Here is an 18,174-nt window from a genome sequence, read left to right on the forward strand (position 1 = left end):
GATTCGACACCATCGACCATGCCCGCACCTGGACAGCGCACTTCCTAGGCGCCTACGCCACCGAGCACCGCCACAGCGGCCTGAACTACTACACCCCAGAACAGGTCCACACCGGCAGCGCTGCCGCTACCCACAAGCAACGACAGCGCCACCTCGCCAACTACTACAACCAACATCCCGAACGGTTCCGGCAACCACCGAAACCACCACCACTACCGACAACCGCCGGTATCAACCCACACCTGTCTCAGACAGGTTGACAACTACCGTGCAACTGGTGGGTTTGCCCCGAACGGGTGGTTTTGCCGTCAGGTCGGGATTTCCTCGCGGAGGCCCCATGGCTGGTCGTAACCGCCTGCTGAGAGGTCGGCTTTCATCAGGTCGAGGAAGGGGACCGAATCAAACGCTTCGGGTCCCAGAACCCCGGCGCCGGACCAGGTTTCGTCGGCCAGGAGTTCCAGGGCGATCACCGGGTTCAGTGCTGTTTGCCACACCACGCATTGGCATCCGTATTCCGTCATCGTCCATTCGTTGTCGGATACGTGGTAGAGGTAGACCTGCCTGGCCTGGCCGTCCTTGGTTCCGGTGACCCACATTCCGGCGCAGGTCTTCCCGGTCATCTGTGGGCCGAGAGTCGCCGGGTCGGGAAGTGCCGCGGCCACCACATCGCGGGGTGAAACCTCCACCGGGCCTTTCGGTGATCGCACCCGAATTGGTTGCACCGCATCCAGTTTCAACAGGTGCAGGGTTTGCAGGATGCCGATGAACTCGGCGCCGAGTCCGTATTTGAACGTGACCCGCTTCGCGTCGAGCCACCGGGGCATCAGCAACACCTCCTCGTGCTCGACGTGCACGCACTCCACCGGACCGATCCCGTCGGGGAAGTCGAACACCTCGGGTTCGCTGAAAGGCGGTGTGGTGAACCAGCCTTCGGCGTGATCCTTGTCGTAGATGACAGGAGGATTCAGGCACTCCTCGATGGTTGTCCAGATGGAGAAGCTCGGTGCGAATATCTCGTTGCCGTCGGAATCGCGGACAACGAGGTTGGCGCCGTCACGGGTACCGAGTTCGTCGACCGTGTCGAAGAGGTGGTCGCACGCGTATCTGGCGAAGATGTCGGACAGACCGGGCTCCACGCCCATCCCGACCAGGGCGAGAAGTCCGGCCGTCTCCCACTCGCCGGCTTTCTCGAACTGGTAGTCACCCAATTTGATGCCGGTCTTCGCGTATGGCTCGTCAGGATGTGGGGCACTCAGACTCATCGCCATGTCGACATAATGGGCTTTGGCCGCGAACGCGCCGTCGAAGATGGTCGGTACGAACTTCGGCTCGACCGCGTTCATCACGTGGGTGATCTGATGGTCGCGGGCCAGTGCAGCCACCGATGCCGCGTCACCGGCATCGATCTGCGCCGCGATGAACCGGGCTGCAACGGTACTGCCGTGTCTGTCGGCGATCCACGCGACGGTGCGTTCGGCCCGGCCGGCGTCGTAGTCGGAGACAACGATGAGCTCGTAGAAGTCGCGGCGCGCTGCGATCCTGGCGATCGCATCGCCCACGCCGCCCGCTCCGACCAACAGAATCCGCATCGTCTCGCCTCTCCGTTCCACTGCCGGACGGGGGTGCAGCGGGTCTGCCGGTCAGCCTAAGTTGTCGGCGCGCAATTGATCTCGATTTCGTCGTCCGCACGACTGTCGGTCGGTGATCGGTGGACGTCAAATCACGCGCCGGCGATGCTCGCGAAATCCTGATGCCCGGTTCGAGTCCAGTAGGACCCATGTCTGGCCACGCTGCCCGCGGTCGGTGGTGCGATCGCGTCGTTTGCCACCGTGCTGGTGGCCGAGAACGCACCGAGCCCGTTCATGCAGGCAATGCGTCCCCAGTTGCTCGAGGCCGGTGTTCCGGCGGCCGATATCGCCTACGAGGTGTTCGGACCCGACCTATGGCTGGCAGGTGGCCTAAATCATGTATTCGGCGGTGAGGCCCGGATTGTGATGAACTAGGACTCTGGTTTTTTGGCACGCACGGAGGTATCGCTACTTGACAATCAAGGTGGCACTTGAGCATCGGACCACGTACAACTTCGACAGGTTGACGAAGGTCTATCCGCACGTCCTGCGGCTCCGTCCGGCGCCTCACTCCAGGACCCCTATCGAGGCATACTCGCTGAAGGTCGAGCCCGGCGATCACTTCCTCAACTGGCAACAAGATGCTTTCAGCAACTACTTGGCGCGGTTGGTGTTTCCGGAACCGACCACGGTTCTGAGTTTCACCGTGGGCCTGGTCGCCGATCTGACTGCGATCAACCCGTTCGATTTCTTCATCGAGGAGTGGGCGGAGCACGTCGGGTTCGAATACCCCGAGGAGCTGCGTCGCGATCTCGAGGTCTATCTGCGGCCGGTGGATTCGCCGGGCGCAGACCCGTTGGTGGCCAAATGGGTCGACGATCATCGCGCGTCGGGGAAGATGCGCGTCATCGACTATCTCGTCCAGTTGATCTCGGCGGTTCGTGACGACGTCCGCTACACGGTGCGACTCGAAGCCGGTGTGCAGGCGCCGGAATTCACCCTCGACAGCGGAGTCGGCTCGTGCCGCGACTCCGCGTGGCTGCTGGTGGCGATCCTGCGTCGTCTCGGTCTGGCGGCCCGCTTCGTCTCCGGCTACCTCGTCCAGTTGACGTCCGACATCAAGGCGATCGACGGTCCGTCCGGCCCTGACGCCGACTTCACCGACCTGCACGCCTGGACCGAGGTCTACCTCCCCGGCGCCGGCTGGGTGGGCATGGATCCCACCTCGGGCCTGTTCGCCGGCGAGGGTCACATCCCGCTGGCCGCGACCCCACATCCGGGCGCAGCCGCACCGATCACCGGTGCCACCGGCAAATGCCATGCGGTGATGGACTTTTCGAACGAGGTCTCCCGATTCCACGAGGATCCGCGCGTCACGCTCCCTTACTCCGGCGACCAATGGAAGCGGATCGTCAATCTCGGAACCAACCTCGACGCCCGGATGCGCGACGGTGATGTCCGGCTCACGGTGGGCGGGGAGCCGACGTTCGTCTCGCTGGACAACCAGGTTGACCCGGAATGGCTCACCGACGCCGACGGACCCCACAAGCGTTCTCTCGCTTCGGATCTGACCGATCGGGTGAAGAAGATCTACGCGCCGAACGGGTTGGTCCAGCGCGGCCAGGGCAAGTGGTATCCAGGCGAACCGCTACCGCGGTGGCAGATCGATGTGATCTGGCGCGCCGACGGAAAAGCGTTGTGGAACAACCCCGATCTGCTCGACGATCCCTGGCCGACCAAGGAGGCCGCTCAGGCCACCATGGATTGGCAGGCACCGGGTGGACTCGGGCCCACCGATCCGGCCACCGCCAAGGGGCCCGAGGCGTTCATCTCGGCGTTGGCGGGTCGACTTCGACTCCCTGACTCGCAGGTCATGCCGGCGTACGAGGACCCGCTGCTGCGGCTCGCCGAACTGGTGCGGCTGCCGGTCGGTGCACCGCCGGACAAGGAAGCGGAGGCCGCCGAGGCGACGGATGACGATCTGACGCCCGACAAGGATTCGGCGCAGGTGCGCAAACGGCTTCTGGCCGAGCTTGATTCGTCGGTCAGCAGTCCCACCGCGTACGTGATGCCGATCAACCGCGCCCCGGACGGCGTCGGATGGCAGAGTGCGTTGTGGAAGACCCGGCGTGGCCGCCTGGTGCTCAGCCCCGGAAATTCGCCGGCGGGTCTGCGACTGCCCCTGGATGCTCTGTTCTGGGAGCCGAACATGCAGTTCTTCCTGACCGACCCCACCGCGTTCGACATCGAACCGCTCGACGATCTCACCTCTGCGGAAGGGCTTTCGTTGCCACCGTGGGCGGCGGAATCACCTGCCGCCGCGGCGCCGGTGATGCCGCGGACGGGGATGGCCGGAGAGCCGTTGCCCGGTGCCCGCCCGGGTACGTCGTCGGGCGATACCGGTGTGCCCGGCGATGGTGAACCACTGTGGATCACCCCGGAGATGCAGAAGGCCCGGGCCGCCGCGGAAGCGAAGGCGAAAGCCGAGGCAGAAGCAGCCGCACAGGCGTCGGCCGATGACGGCGAAACCGCCGCCGACCTGGTCGAGCCGACCGGCCGATCGGTCACCGCGCTCGTGGCCGAGGAGCGCAACGGCGTCCTCTACGTCTTCCTGCCACCGACCGAGACCGGCGACGACTTCGCCGAACTGGTCAACATGGTCGAGCGCAGTGCCGCCGAGGTGGGTAAGCCCGTTGTCATCGAAGGCTATGGCCCACCGTCGGATCCGCGCCTGACGTCGATGACGATCACGCCCGACCCGGGTGTCATCGAGGTCAACATTCAGCCGACGTCGTCATTCGTCGAACAGTCCGAACTCCTCGAGACCCTCTACGACCAGGCGCGCCGGGTGCGACTGGGCACCGAGTCCTTCGACATCGACGGCAGCCATGGCGGAACCGGCGGCGGCAACCACATCACGCTCGGCGGCATCCGCCCGGCCGATTCACCGATGCTTCGCCGCCCGGACCTGCTGGTCTCGATGCTGACCTACTGGCAGCTGCATCCGTCGCTGTCGTACCTGTTCTCGGGCCGGTTCATCGGCACCACCTCGCAGGCACCCCGTGTCGACGAGGGCCGGGAGAGCTCGCTCTACGAACTCGAGGTCGCCTTTGCGGAGATCGATCGCATCAGCGAAGAGACCGCCGCCGGCAACACCGATCACCACCTGCCATGGGTGACCGACCGGGCGCTGCGGCACCTGCTGACAGACATCACCGGCAACACCCACCGCGCGGAATTCTGCATCGACAAGATGTACAGCCCGGACTCGACGCGGGGCCGACTCGGGCTGCTCGAGCTTCGCGGCTTCGAGATGCCGCCACATCACCAGATGGCGATGGTGCAGTCGTTGCTTGTCCGCAGTCTGGTCTCGTGGTTCTGGGACAAGCCCTACCGGGCCCGGCTGCAGCGCCACGGCGCCGACCTCCATGGCCGGCACCTGTTGCCGCACTACGTGATCGACGACATCAGCAACGTCGCCGAAGATCTTCGTGACGCCGGGTACGACTTCGACACCGCCTGGCTGGCCCCGTTCACCGAGTTCCGCTTCCCGCGACTGGGCACGGTGCACATCCGCGACGTGGAGATCGAGTTGCGGGGCGCGATCGAACCCTGGAACGTCCTCGGCGAGGAGTCCGCGTTCGGTGGCACCGCCCGATACGTCGACTCGTCGATCGAGCGCGTGCAGGTCCGGATGCTCGGTGGCGACACGAACCGGTTCATCCTCACCTGCAACGGCGTACCGGTCCCGCTGGCCCCGACGGGCCGGGCGGGGGAGTCCGTCTCCGGGATCCGTTTCCGGGCCTGGCAGCCGCCGAGTGCCCTGCATCCGACGATCACCATCGACAGCCCGCTGGTCTTCGACCTCGTCGACACACACAACGGGCGTTCCGTTGGCGGTGCGACCTATCACGTGATCCATCCCGGTGGTCTGGCCTACGAGCGTCCGCCGGTGAATGCGGTGGAGGCCGAAGCTCGCCGCAACGGGCGTTTTGCGGCGACCGGACATCAGACCGGCACCGTCGACACGGCCAAGCTCCGCGAATATCAGGCCAGGCTGGCGACCGATTCCGGCGTGCCGATGATTTTGGATCTGCGGCGAGCACGTACAGTTCTTCGGTGACATTGCCTACGATTGAACCCACCGGGGTTTTGGACCGATACCGGTCTGACCGGTACGGATTATTCGATCTCTCGGCGATGCCCGGATCACCGTCCGGACCCTTCGACGAGCTGTTCGACAACACCGGCGCGGTGCGCGGCCAGTGGTCCGGTCTCGTCGACGGACTCGAGCGGATGGCCGACGCCGGGCTGCGGCAGGCCGATCAGCGGGTGCGAACTCTCGTCGACGACGACGGCATCACCTACAACGCCCCGACAGGGAATTCCACGCAGCAGCGGCGCTGGGAGCTCGACTGCGTGCCGCTGCTGTTCGACGGCTCGCAATGGCAGCTGCTCGAGAAGGGCATAGAACAACGGGCCCGGGTGCTCGATGCGTTGCTGTCGGATGTGTACGCCGACCAGACGGTGATCATGTCGGGGCTGGTGCCACCGGAGATGATCTACGGACATCCCGGTTATGTCCGCAAGGCATCGCGTTTTCCGCAGGTGCGCTCCCACATGCTGTTCATGCATGCCTGCCTCATCGGCCGGGTCCCGAGCGGTGAGCATCTGGTCTACTCCGATCGCGCTCAGGCGCCGTCGGGTATCGGTTATGCGCTGGCCGACCGTCAGCTCATGTCGCGGGCGTTCCCGCGCCTGTTGCAGCGCTGTGTCCCGCGGCCGATGTCCGCGTTTGCGGCGACGGTCCGGTTGGCGACATTCGAATACGCACCACAGGGCATCGAGGAACCCACCGTTGCCGTCTTGACCCCGGGTTCGCTGTCGGAGACCGCCTTCGACCAGGCGTACCTGGCGTCGATCCTCGGCTTTCCCCTGGTGGAGGCCGCCGACCTGGTGGTCCGCGACGGGACGGTCTACATGCGGTCGCTGGGTACGTTCAAGCGACTCGACGTGATCATCCGCCGAGTCGATTCCGACTACTCCGATCCACTGGACCTGCGTACCGATTCCCGGCTCGGCGTCACGGGTCTGGTGGAGGCCGTCTCGCGCGGTACGGTGACCGTCCTCAACACACTCGGCAGCGGGGTGCTCGAAAATCCGGCGCTGCACACGGTCCTGCCCGCGGTCAGCAAACACCTCCTCGGTGAGGACCTGTTGCTGAACTCAGTGCAATCATATTGGGCCGGAAACGATCTCGAACGAACCAAGTTGCTGGCCGATCTTCCGCAGCTGGCCATCACGAACTTCCGTACCGGCGAAGAGTTCTCCGGACCGATGCTGAGCACCGGTGCGATCGACACACTGCGCGCCCGCATCGCCACCGAGCCGTGGCAGTGGGTGGGCCGTGTCCTGGAACGGTTTTCGGTGGCGCCGTCCTCCACTCCCAGCCCGTACCGATCGCGTACCGCCGGTTCGCCGTTGCGTGCCGCCCCGGTGGGCATTCGCTCGTTCAGTGTCGCGCAGGGCTCGGGATACGCGGTCCTGCCCGGCGGGCTCGGCCAGGTGCTCGCCGAAGGTGCCGCCGGTTCGGCGATGACTTCGGTTGCCGGAAAAGATGTTTGGGTGACCACCGTGGAACCGGCCGCCGGCCAGGTCCGGGTGGAGGAGTCGGGGGATCGAAGTGGCCCGATCATCGTCGCCGGGCCCGGTTCGATCCCGATCCCGGCGAGTTCCGACCCGGTGGTCAGCTCGCCGCGCGTATTGTCCGATCTGTTCTGGTTCGGCCGGTACGGAGAGCGGGCCGAACTGACCACCAGGATGGTCAAGGTCGCCCGCGAGCGTTACGAGGACTACCGGTACCGGCCCTGGATGACTGGCACCGCGTCGATCCCGTTGTTCCTGAGCGCAGTTGCGTCAGCGTCCGGCAACGAGGCGGTGCTGCAAGGCGCCCGCGGCCTCCGCGATTTCGACAGCGGCAAGGCCCCGGAGCCCGACGAAGTCCTCGCGGCAACCGCGCGGTTGCACATGATGACCGGTGCCCGGCGGACCCCGGGTTCGGTCGCCTTTGCGGTCGACCGCCTGCAGCAACTGGCCCGCGCGGTCCGTGACCAGCTGTCGACGAGCACGTGGATGGTGCTCGGCGCCATCGACCGGGCACTGAACGAACTGGGTACCGCACCTCTGACCGGCACGAGTGAGGACACCGAGAGCGACGGTTCCGAACTCGGCCGAGCGCACGACGACATCCTGCACGGACTCCTGGCCTTGGCCGGGCTGCAGGCCGAGTCGATGGTGCACGACCCGGGCTGGCTGTTCATGGACATCGGCCGCCGTGTCGAGCGCGCGCAGATGCTGGCGGGACTGACCTCGGCGATCTTCGTGCCGCAGTACGACGCCGACACCGAACAGGGTCTGCTGGAGGCCTATCTGTCGGCCAGCGAGTCGGTAATCACCTACCGCCGCCGCAACCGGGGCATCGTCCGGCTCGGTTCGGTGGCCACACTGATGTTGTTCGACGAGGGCAACCCGCGGGCGATGATCTATCAACTGCAGACGCTGCGCGACGATCTGACCGCACTGCCGGCCAATGTCCGTTCCGTGGCCGCCGAGCGCGTCGTCGAGGATCTGGTGTCCGAGCTGCGCCGTGTCGACCCGGCGGATCTGGCCTCGATCGGAGCCGGGGGGAAGCGCGTGGAGTTGGCCGAACTGATGCGCACCCTGGACACCGGGCTCCGGGAGATCTCGGATGTGCTCGGGCGCACCAGACTTGCTCATCCGGTTGACATGCAACCACTCTGGGGTGCCGGATCGGAGGGGATGTAAGTGAACACGCCCGACGGACAATCACGGCCCTATACAAATCTGGTGGAGGGGGCATCACGTCGATACCGGGTCACGCACCGGACCCGCTACGACTACGACGACGTGGTCAGCAGCAGCTACGGCCGCTGCCATCTGCAGCCACGCGACCTGCCCGGTCAGCGAGTGATCGACAGCGCGATCACCATCGATCCCGAGCCATCGGACCGATCGACGGGCGTCGACATCTACGGCAATTACGACAACTACTTCCACGTCCGTACCCCGCATCGGCGCCTCGAGGTGACCGGTGTGTCGACGGTGGAGGTGGATCCGCTGGATCAGGAGTTGCTCAACTCGGCGGCGGCGCGGGCTCCCTGGGAATCGGCCCGGCCGACCGGTCCGGACGGCGCTCGTGCGGTCGAGTTCCGCCTCGACCTGTACCCACCCGAGATCAGTCCCGCGGTCGTCCGGTACGCGTCGTCGATCTTCACACCCGGGGCACCCCTGCTCGACGTCGTTCTGGCGCTCACCAGCCGTATCTTCCGTGATTTCACCTACCGTTCGGGGTCCACGGCGATCAGTACCAAGGTCGACACGGTCCTGGAGCGTCGGGAGGGCGTGTGTCAGGACTTCGCCCGGGTTGCGATCGCGTGTCTCCGGTCGCAGGGGCTCGCCGCGCGGTATGTCTCGGGATATCTGGCCACCGACCCGCCCCCCGGACGCGAGCGGATCTTCGGTGCCGACGCGTCGCATGCGTGGGCCGCGGTGTGGCTTCCGGGGGATCGCTGGATCGCCTTCGACCCCACCAACGACAAACTCGTCGACGAGCGCCATGTCACGGTCGCCTGGGGCCGCGATTACGACGATGTGCCACCGCTGCGAGGAGTTATCTATACCGAATCCCGGAAGAGTAAAATCGACGTCGCTGTGGATGTCGCGCCGGAAAATTGAAGCTCATTTCCTATGGATGTAATTCGGGTCCTACGTACTTGGGTAGGTTGTAAGGGATGACTGTTCTTGCCGATAGCCAGAAAACCGGCGCGGTGCAGGCAGCTGAGCGGCTTCTGGCCGCTCGTGCCGGCTCCCCCGTGTCCTTAGCCGAACCCCTTGATCTGGGTGGCAGCGGTCGTACCCAGGTTCTGCGGGTTCGAGTCGCGAAGAATCCATTTTCGGCTGATCGCACGCTGGTGATCAAGGTCCTCGGCGACGGGGACACCGCCTCGGGTGCGTCTTTCTACCGCGAGGTCGCCTCGTACAAATACGCCAACGCACTCCCGACGGAATCGCGACCGGGCCCGGCCCTGATCGCCTTCGATCTGGCATCCCGGGTCCTGGTCCTCAGCGACCTCGGTGACGGCCGTTCGATGACAGAATTGCTGAGCTCCAACGACACCGCTGCGGTCGGCAACTCCGTCAGCGCCTGGGGACAGGCACTGGGGCGGATGCACTCGGCCACGGTCGGTGGCGAGAACGATTTCGCGGCGCTGTTGCGCCAGGGCGCCGAGGGTATCGCCGTCGACGCGCTGCGGAGCCAGTTCGAGGCCGCGGTGGACTCGGCGCCCAAGGTGGTCACAGAGATGCTGGGACTGACGTTCGACCAGGGTGTCCAGGATGCGCTCGACGCCGCGCGTGACCTGTTCGGCGAAGGTGACCACCGGGCGTTCAGCCCGTCGGACGTGGGCCCCGAGAACATCCTGATCAACGACGACGGCGTGCGGTTCCTCGACTACGAGTGGGGTGGTTTCCGCGACGCCACCCTCGACATCGCGTACGCACTGGTGACGTTTGCGCCGTGGTTGTCGCCGGGTTCGGCGGCCGCCCGGGTGGATCTCGAGACCCGGATGCTCGATGCATGGCGCTCCGAGGTGCAGGCGATCTGGCCGAGCCTGGGTTCGGACCGTGAACTGGCCCGCAAGGCCGTGGTGGCGCGGCTGGCGTGGGTGTGGCTGTCGACGATGTGGATGTTGCCGGTCGACGACACCGATGTCGGCCGGGACGACGAAGCTCATGGCCTGGCGCTGAGCACCTCGGATCCCCGCGTGATCGTGGATCGGTGGACAGCGCTGGCCGACGCCGCCCGTCGGGCCGGCGAACCCGCGCTCGCCGGCTTCGCCGATTCGGTCGGTCAGGCGCTGGATTCGTCCTGGCTGCACTGACGTCGCCCGATGACCACTGATCAGAGCGGCCTGTTCGATACTCCCGTCGCACCACCTGATCCGGTCACCGGCGGTCTGGCCCGCCCGGCAGCAGGTGCACCGCTGGCCGTCCGCATGCGGCCGGCAACGCTCGAAGAGATTGTCGGACAGGAACATCTGCTCGAAGCGGGGTCTCCGCTGCGCCGACTTATCGACGGGTCGGGCGCCGCCTCGGTTCTGTTGTTCGGTCCTCCCGGCACCGGCAAGACGACGATGGCATCCCTGATCTCGACCGCCGCGGGTGGCCGCTTCGAGGCGCTGTCGGCGTTGTCGTCCGGTGTGAAGGAAGTCCGTGCGGTGATCGATGCCGCGCGCCGGCGCCTCATCTCCGGTACCCAGACCGTGCTGTTCATCGACGAGGTCCACCGGTTCTCCAAGACCCAGCAGGATGCGCTGCTCGACGCGGTCGAGAACCGGATCGTGCTGCTGGTCGCCGCGACCACCGAGAATCCGTCGTTTTCGGTGGTGGCCCCGCTGCTGTCCCGATCGCTGGTATTGCAACTGCGTTCCCTGAGCAACGCCGACATCCGAAAGTTGTTGGTGCGGGCGGCATCTGATCCGCGTGGCCTCGGCGGTGCGGTCACCATCGACGACGACGCGCTCGACCATCTCGAGAAGATCTCCGGCGGAGACGCCCGGCGTGGCCTCACCGCTCTCGAGGCCGCCGCCGATGCGGTGCTCTCGGATGTCGACGCCGACGGGGAGGGGCCGGCGGTCGTCACGCTGGCCTACGTCGAATCCGCCGTCGACCGGGCCGCCGTGCGTTACGACCGCGGGGGTGATCAGCATTACGACGTCACCAGCGCGTTCATCAAGTCGATCCGCGGTTCCGACGTCGATGCGGCCCTGCACTATCTGGCCCGGATGATCAGCGCGGGGGAGGACCCGAGGTTCATCGCCCGCCGCTTGGTTGTCCATGCCAGCGAAGACATCGGCATGGCCGACCCGACCGCATTGCAGACGGCCACGGCGGCCGCGCAGGCCGTGCAGTTGATCGGGATGCCCGAGGCCCGGCTTGCCTTGGCGCAGGCCACGATTCATCTGGCCACCGCACCGAAGTCGGCGGCGGTGGTCACGGCCATCGGGGCGGCGATCGCTGATGTCGAAGGCGGGAAGGCGGGCTCGGTTCCGCCCCACCTGCGCGACGGCCATTACGCGGGTGCGGCGAAACTCGGCAACGCCGTGGGCTACCGATACCCGCACGACGCCCCCGATGGTGTGCTCACACAGCAGTACCCACCCGACGAACTGGTCGGCGTCGACTACTACGAGCCCACCGATCGCGGTCGCGAGCGTGACATCGGTCCGCGCCTCGGTCGCCTGCGCAACATCATCCGCGGGCGTCGCTGAACCCCGGAGTCGGGTTTGTCTGGTCTCGCGGTGCGACTCGGGCATCGCCTTGCCAGTAGTGTGGGTTAGTCACGTTGAATGCGACGGACGTAGTTGGGCCTGGACAACCAGGTGGAGTCAAAGAGTGAGGACAGTCAGTGCAGACGCATGAGATCAGGAAGAGGTTCCTGGATCACTTCATCAAGGCCGGACACGTCGAGGTGCCGAGCGCGTCCCTGATCCTCGACGATCCGAATCTCCTTTTCGTCAACGCCGGCATGGTGCCGTTCAAGCCGTACTTCCTCGGCGAGCAGACGCCGCAGTACGTGCGGGCCACCAGCATCCAGAAGTGTGTCCGCACCCTCGACATCGAGGAAGTGGGCATCACCACCCGGCACAACACGTTCTTCCAGATGGCAGGCAACTTCTCGTTCGGCGACTACTTCAAGCGCGAAGCGATCGGTTTCGCCTGGACTCTGCTGACCAACCCCGTCGACGACGGTGGTTTCGGCATCGACCCCCTGCGTCTGTGGCCGACGGTGTACCTCGATGACGACGAGGCCTTCGCGATCTGGCGTGACGAGATCGGTGTGCCCGCCGAGCGGATCCAGCGGCGCGGCATGAAAGACAACTACTGGTCGATGGGTGTACCCGGGCCGTGTGGTCCGTGCTCGGAGATCTTCTACGACCGCGGACCCGAATACGGCATCGAGGGCGGCCCCGAGGCCGACGAAGACCGCTACATCGAGATCTGGAACCTGGTCTTCATGCAGAACGAGCGGGGTCCCGGCGGTGGCAAGGACGGCTACGAGATCCTCGGACCGCTGCCGAAGCAGAACATCGACACCGGCATGGGCATCGAACGTGTCGCCTGCATCCTGCAGGATGTCGACAACGTCTACGAGACCGACCTGCTGGCCCCGGTCATCGGTGTCGCCGAACGGCTGACCGGCCGTACCTATGGCGCCGACCCGGCCGACTCGGTGCGGTTCCGCGTCATCGCCGACCACGCCCGCACCGCGGTGATGCTGATCGCCGACGGCATCACCCCCGGCAACGACGGCCGCGGCTACGTACTGCGCCGCCTGTTGCGGCGCATCGTGCGTTCGGTCCGGCTCCTCGGAGCCACCGGCGCTGCGATGAAGGAATTCGTCGAGGCTGTCATCGACACGATGACCGCGTCGTACCCCGAACTCGCCGATCAGCGAGCCCGGATCGTCAGCCTCTCGGTGGGTGAGGAAGATGCCTTCCTCAAGACCCTGACCGCCGGATCCCGGCTGTTCGACGACGCCGCCGAGACCACCAAGGCCTCCGGCGCCACGCGGATCAGCGGCAAAGATGCATTCGCCCTGCACGACACGTACGGGTTCCCGATCGACCTCACACTGGAGATGGCCGCCGAGGCCGGACTGTCGGTGGACGAGGACGGGTTCAAAGTGCTGATGACCGAGCAGCGGCAGCGCGCGAAAGCCGATGCCACCGCCCGTAAGTCGGGTCACGCCGACCTCAGTGTGTACCGCGAGTTCCTCGATCGTGGACCGACCGTGTTCACCGGATTCGACGAACTCACCTCGGAATCAAAGGTTTTGGGTCTGGTCGCGGATGGGCAGCGCGTGCGGAGCGCCGTCGCCGGTCAGGAGATCGAGGTCATCCTCGACCGCAGCCCCCTCTACGCCGAGGCCGGCGGCCAGATCGCTGACATCGGTACCATCACCACCTCGTCGGGCCTGCGGCTCACGGTCAAAGACGTTCAGAAGGTCGGCAAGTCGGTCTGGCTGCACCGGGCCGTCATCGACGAGGGCGAGATCGCCGAGGGCGACGTGGTCCTCACCCAGGTCGACGCCGCCTGGCGGCACGGCGCCACCCAGGGCCACTCCGGTACCCACCTCGTGGGTGCCGCACTCCGCCAGGTGCTCGGACCGACTGCGACGCAGGCGGGTTCACTCAATCGGCCCGGTTACCTGCGGTTCGACTTCGCGTCGCAGGGTGCGTTGACCGAGGCACAGCGCACGGAGATCGAAGAGATCACCAACGCCGCGGTCGAGGCCAATTACCCCGTCAACACGTTCGAGACCGGCATCGACGACGCCAGGGCGATGGGCGCGCTGGCGCTCTTCGGCGAGAACTACGGCGACGTCGTGCGAGTGGTCGAGATGGGTGGACCGTTCTCGATGGAGCTGTGTGGTGGAACCCATGTCGGTTCGTCGGCGCAGGTCGGCCCGGTCACTTTGCTCGGTGAGTCGTCGGTCGGTTCCGGTGTGCGACGCGTCGAGGCGTACGTCGGCCTCGACTCGTACCGTTACCTGGCCAAGGAACGCGCCCTTCTGGCCGGGCTGGCCACCTCGCTGAAGGTGCCGAGCGACCAGGTGCCCGGCCGGGTGGAGTCCCTGGTCACCAAGCTCAAAGAAGCCGAGAAGCAGATCGAGAAGATGCGGGCCGACGCGGCGAAGGCCTCGGTGGGCTCGCTGATCGACGAGGCGACGCGTGTCGGCGACGTCCTGGTCGTGGCCGGAAAACTCGACGGTATGGACGCCGGTGACCTGCGAACACTGGCCGCAGACCTGCGCGGACGCGTCGGCTCGGACAATGCTGTGGTGGTGCTGTTCTCGGCATCCGGCGACAAGGTGCCGTTCGCCGTCGCGACCACCGCGGCAGCCCGCGACGCCGGGATCAAGGCCGGCGATCTGGTTCGCGATCTGGCGCCGCTGGTGTCGGGCCGCGGAGGCGGAAAGCCGGACCTGGCACAGGGTTCCGGCAGTGACGCCAAGGGTATCGATTCGGCACTGGTTCGGCTGCGTGAACTGGTCGGCTCGGCTCGATGACGTTGACGCCGCGAGGGCGCCGCATAGCCATCGATGTCGGCAGTGTCCGCATCGGTGTGGCCTCCTGCGATCCGGACGGGATCCTGGCCACCCCGGTCGAGACTGTCGCCCGCACACCCAAAGGTGACGCCGATCTGCGTCGGATCACCGAGATCGTGGCGGAATACGAGGCCGTGGGCGTGATCGTCGGCCTGCCGAAGACGTTGCGGGACGAGCACGGTCACGCGGCCGTGCTCGCCACCGACTTCGGTTCCGCGCTGGCAGCGCGCATCGCACCGGTACCGGTGGTCTACTCCGATGAACGTTTGACCACGGTGACCGCGCAACAGGCGCTTCGTTCGTCCGGCGTTCGGGCGAAATCCCAGAAATCTGTGATCGATCAGGCTGCTGCCACGGCGATCCTGCAGAATTGGCTGGATCTGCAGGCGAGTCAGGAAGGCCATAGGTGAGTGACGACCGATCCGACGATCGTCGGGCCGACGTAGGACCGGGACGCCGCCGCCGGCGTGCCGATACCCCCTACGACGCCGACCGTCTGAGGTACTTCACTCAGGGAGACGGAACGTCGCCGGGTCGCCGGCGCGGACCCGAGGTGATCCCGCCGCGTGATCCGGCAGCCGGACACCGTTCGCCGCAGCCACCACCTCCGGCTGCGGAACCGCTGTGGGAGCCGCAACCAGACACCTCACAGGCGGTGGCACCTCCGCTTCCGACATCATCGCGGCCACCATCCCGGCAGATCGCACCCGAGCAGAACCCGCCACACCAGGCCCCTGCTCGGACGGCGCCGGAGCCGATACATCCCCGGGCCTACGACCCGGACCCCAGGCATGACGCGCGGGCACCCTATGTCGATCCCGGGCGTGCCGAGTACACCCGCCGCCACGAGGCGGTCGGTGGCCGGCCTTCCGGTGGCCGTTCGCCCAAACGCTCCGCCGCCGCGGCAGCGCGCCGCAGGAAGCGGAAGCTGATCGTGGTCTCGGCCGCCCTCATCTTCATGCTGGCGCTGGTCGGCGGCATCGGCTATGCCGGACTGCGCATCGTCGGCTTCTTCGGGTCCGACGACGAGGACTACACCAACGTCGCCGGCACCTCGGACGTTCTCGTGTCGATCCCGCAGGACGCGACACTGACCACCGTTGGCCAGATCCTCGATGAGAACGACGTGGTCGCCAGCGTCGGCGCCTTCACGACCGAGGCCGGCAACCAGCCGATCTCGCCGGGCTTCTACAAACTTCGGACGCAGATCCCGGCAGAAACCGCCGTGGCGATGCTGACCGACATGGAGAACCGGGTCGGCCGCGTGGTGATCCCCGAGGGTCTGCAGCTCGACAGCAAGGTGGGTATCGACGGCAAGACCACTCCTGGCATTTTCGCGCGGGTCGCCGAGGCCACCACCGTCGATCTCAACGGTGTGAAGCAAGGCTCCACGGTCGAGGATCTGGCACAGGCCGCCGCGACCGCCACACCGGAGGAACTGGGTGTCCCGGCGTGGGCGCTCGACCCCGTGTCGGCGCTCGCGGGTGATCATCGACGGATCGAGGGTCTGATCGCACCGACATCGTGGGAGATGATCGACCCCGGACTCACACCGGTGCAGACGCTGAACTACCTGATCTCGCGGAGCGCATCCCTGTTCGCACAGTGGGGTCTGCCGGAATCGGGCACCACGTCCACGGGTCTGACCCCATACCAGACGCTGGTGGCGGCCTCGATCGTCGAACGTGAGGTCAACACCGCCGCCGACTATCCGAAGGTTGCCCGGGTCATCGTGAACCGGCTCGCCGACGATCAGGCATTGCAAATGGACTCGACGGTCAACTACACCTCGGCCGTACAGAACATCGACGTCGCCGGCGACGACTTCACGGCGGCCACGAAGTGGAACACCTACCAGCAGAAGGGTTTACCGATCACCCCGATCGGTGCGGTCGGGCAGGAAGCGCTGCAGGCGACCCTCGACCCACCGGCCGGCAACTGGTTGTATTTCGTCACGGTCGATCGGGAGGGGACCACGTTGTTCACCGAGGACTACGAACAGCACAAGCGCAATCGCCAGCAGGCGTGCGACAACGCGATCCTCCAGACCAACTGCTGATGACGGGGGAGGGCAGGGCCGCCGCGATCCTCGGATCACCGGTCGCACACTCGAAATCGCCGGCGCTGCATCTGGCCGCCTATCGCGCGCTGGGGCTCACCGACTGGACCTACGAGCGCATCGAGTGCACTGCCGAGCAGCTGCCGGCCCTGGTGTCCGGGATCGACGAGAAGTACGTCGGGTTCTCGGTGACCATGCCCGGTAAGCGCGCCGCCCTCGAGTTCGCCGATCACCGCACCGACCGTGCGGTTGCCGTGGGTTCGGCGAACACGCTGGTGCGGGTGCCCGGCGGCTGGCGCGCCGACTGCACCGACATCGACGGTGCGGCGGCAGCTCTGGCCGAGTTGAAGATTGATGAGGCGGCGTCGAATCACGCAGTTGTCGTCGGGGCGGGCGGTACCGCCGCGCCCGTGCTGGCGGCGCTGGCCGGCGCCGGGATCGGCGATGTCAGCATCGTCGCGCGCAGCCGCGTCCGCGCCGCGGAAGTTCTCGCGGTTGCCGACGCGCTGGGTCTGGCCACCGACGTCCTGGCATTTGAACCGACCCCGGAACTCTCCGATCGGGCCGCCACGGCCGCGGTGGTGGTGAACACGGTGCCGGCGGTGGCCGCCGAATCGCTCGCCGCGACACTGGCACCCGCAACCCGTCTGTTCGACGTCATCTACAGCCCGTGGCCGACCCCGCTCGCCGCGGCCGTCTCCGAGGCCGGTGGCGTTGTTGTCGGTGGGCTCGTGATGCTCCTGAATCAGGCGCTCGGACAGGTGGAACAGTTCACCGGCATGAAGGCGCCGTTGTCCGTGATGGCCGCCGCCCTCGACTGAAACCGGACACCACCGGCGCGCGTTCTCCACACAGTCCGCGTCCATCCACAAACGGATCGCCGATGTCACTGAGCGCAGGTCGTGCTGCGCGAAGGTGGGTGAATGCAGCTGGTGGTCGGGCTCGTCGGGTTGTGGTTCGTGGCGCTGGCCGGTGCCGACGTGCGGACGCGACGACTACCGAACAACGTCGTCCTTCCGGGTGTCCTCGGCGCCGTGGTGGGGGTGACGATCGCGCCGGACGCCGGCGGTGGCCTGCTCATGGCCGGTGGCATCTACGTCGTCGCATTCTGGTTCGGTGGCTGCGGTGGTGGTGATGTGAAGTTGGCCGCGGTTGTCGGCGCGATGGCGGGATCCGTGGGCACCGCAGCGCTGCTGGTGCTGTGTGCGCAGGTGCTGACGGTCGGGCAGGCCCTGATCTGCGGTGGCGGAGGTCGTCGGTCGCACATCCAGGCGCATGGACCGGCTCTGTGTGCGTCTGCGGCGCTCTGCTGCGGGATCTGGTGACAAGCCGGGGATCTGATCGCAGGTCAGGTTGAT

General features: G+C 66.4%; 12 protein-coding genes and 1 pseudogene. 12 read left to right on the forward strand and 1 reads right to left on the reverse strand.

Annotated features, from left to right (window positions below; translation table 11 throughout):
* Positions 1-260, forward strand: a pseudogene (locus H290_RS32090) (IS3 family transposase); the annotation flags it as partial.
* Positions 261-308: 48 nt separating this feature from the next.
* On the opposite strand, the gene H290_RS0121265 reads toward H290_RS32090, so the two are convergent.
* A complete protein-coding gene (locus tag H290_RS0121265) occupies positions 309-1,589 on the reverse strand; it encodes a saccharopine dehydrogenase family protein (protein WP_020108856.1) in 1,281 nt (426 codons plus the stop codon).
* Positions 1,590-1,835: 246 nt separating this feature from the next.
* Here H290_RS0121265 and H290_RS31290 point away from each other — a divergent pair, with 246 nt between their 5' ends.
* The 11 genes from H290_RS31290 (at position 1,836) to H290_RS0121320 (ending at position 18,141) form a co-directional block, all read left to right on the forward strand.
* Positions 1,836-2,003, forward strand: coding sequence for a hypothetical protein (locus H290_RS31290; RefSeq protein WP_155976977.1), 168 nt, complete (start codon positions 1,836-1,838; stop codon positions 2,001-2,003).
* Between the two features lie 37 nt (positions 2,004-2,040).
* Positions 2,041-5,691: a DUF2126 domain-containing protein gene (locus H290_RS0121275; RefSeq protein ID WP_020108858.1), complete on the forward strand. Its 3,651-nt coding sequence runs from the start codon at positions 2,041-2,043 to the stop codon at positions 5,689-5,691.
* Positions 5,692-5,768: 77 nt separating this feature from the next.
* Positions 5,769-8,393, forward strand: coding sequence for a circularly permuted type 2 ATP-grasp protein (locus H290_RS0121280; RefSeq protein WP_081631676.1), 2,625 nt, complete (start codon positions 5,769-5,771; stop codon positions 8,391-8,393).
* Entirely contained in the window at positions 8,394-9,323 is a 930-nt protein-coding gene (locus H290_RS0121285; protein ID WP_020108860.1) for a transglutaminase family protein, read from the forward strand.
* Positions 9,324-9,379: 56 nt separating this feature from the next.
* Positions 9,380-10,528, forward strand: a complete 1,149-nt coding sequence (locus H290_RS0121290; protein WP_020108861.1) for a phosphotransferase family protein — start codon at positions 9,380-9,382, stop codon at positions 10,526-10,528.
* A gap of 9 nt (positions 10,529-10,537) precedes the next feature.
* Positions 10,538-11,917: a replication-associated recombination protein A gene (locus H290_RS0121295; protein WP_020108862.1), complete on the forward strand. Its 1,380-nt coding sequence runs from the start codon at positions 10,538-10,540 to the stop codon at positions 11,915-11,917.
* A 137-nt stretch (positions 11,918-12,054) separates the two neighbouring features.
* Positions 12,055-14,718, forward strand: coding sequence for an alanine--tRNA ligase (gene alaS / locus H290_RS0121300; protein ID WP_020108863.1), 2,664 nt, complete (start codon positions 12,055-12,057; stop codon positions 14,716-14,718).
* Positions 14,715-15,167, forward strand: a complete 453-nt coding sequence (gene ruvX / locus H290_RS0121305) for a Holliday junction resolvase RuvX (protein WP_020108864.1) — start codon at positions 14,715-14,717, stop codon at positions 15,165-15,167. Before alaS ends, ruvX begins: the two co-directional genes overlap by 4 nt.
* A complete protein-coding gene (gene mltG, locus H290_RS0121310; protein ID WP_020108865.1) occupies positions 15,164-16,816 on the forward strand; it encodes an endolytic transglycosylase MltG in 1,653 nt (550 codons plus the stop codon). Before ruvX ends, mltG begins: the two co-directional genes overlap by 4 nt.
* The gene (locus H290_RS0121315) at positions 16,816-17,637 is read left to right on the forward strand and encodes a shikimate dehydrogenase (protein WP_020108866.1); all 822 of its coding nucleotides are present in this window, start codon (positions 16,816-16,818) and stop codon (positions 17,635-17,637) included. Before mltG ends, H290_RS0121315 begins: the two co-directional genes overlap by 1 nt.
* A gap of 102 nt (positions 17,638-17,739) precedes the next feature.
* A complete protein-coding gene (locus H290_RS0121320; RefSeq protein ID WP_020108867.1) occupies positions 17,740-18,141 on the forward strand; it encodes a prepilin peptidase in 402 nt (133 codons plus the stop codon).
* Positions 18,142-18,174 lie beyond the last annotated feature (33 nt).

Origin of the sequence: Nocardia sp. 348MFTsu5.1 (assembly GCF_000383535.1) — a bacterium.
GTDB lineage: Bacteria > Actinomycetota > Actinomycetes > Mycobacteriales > Mycobacteriaceae > Williamsia > Williamsia faeni.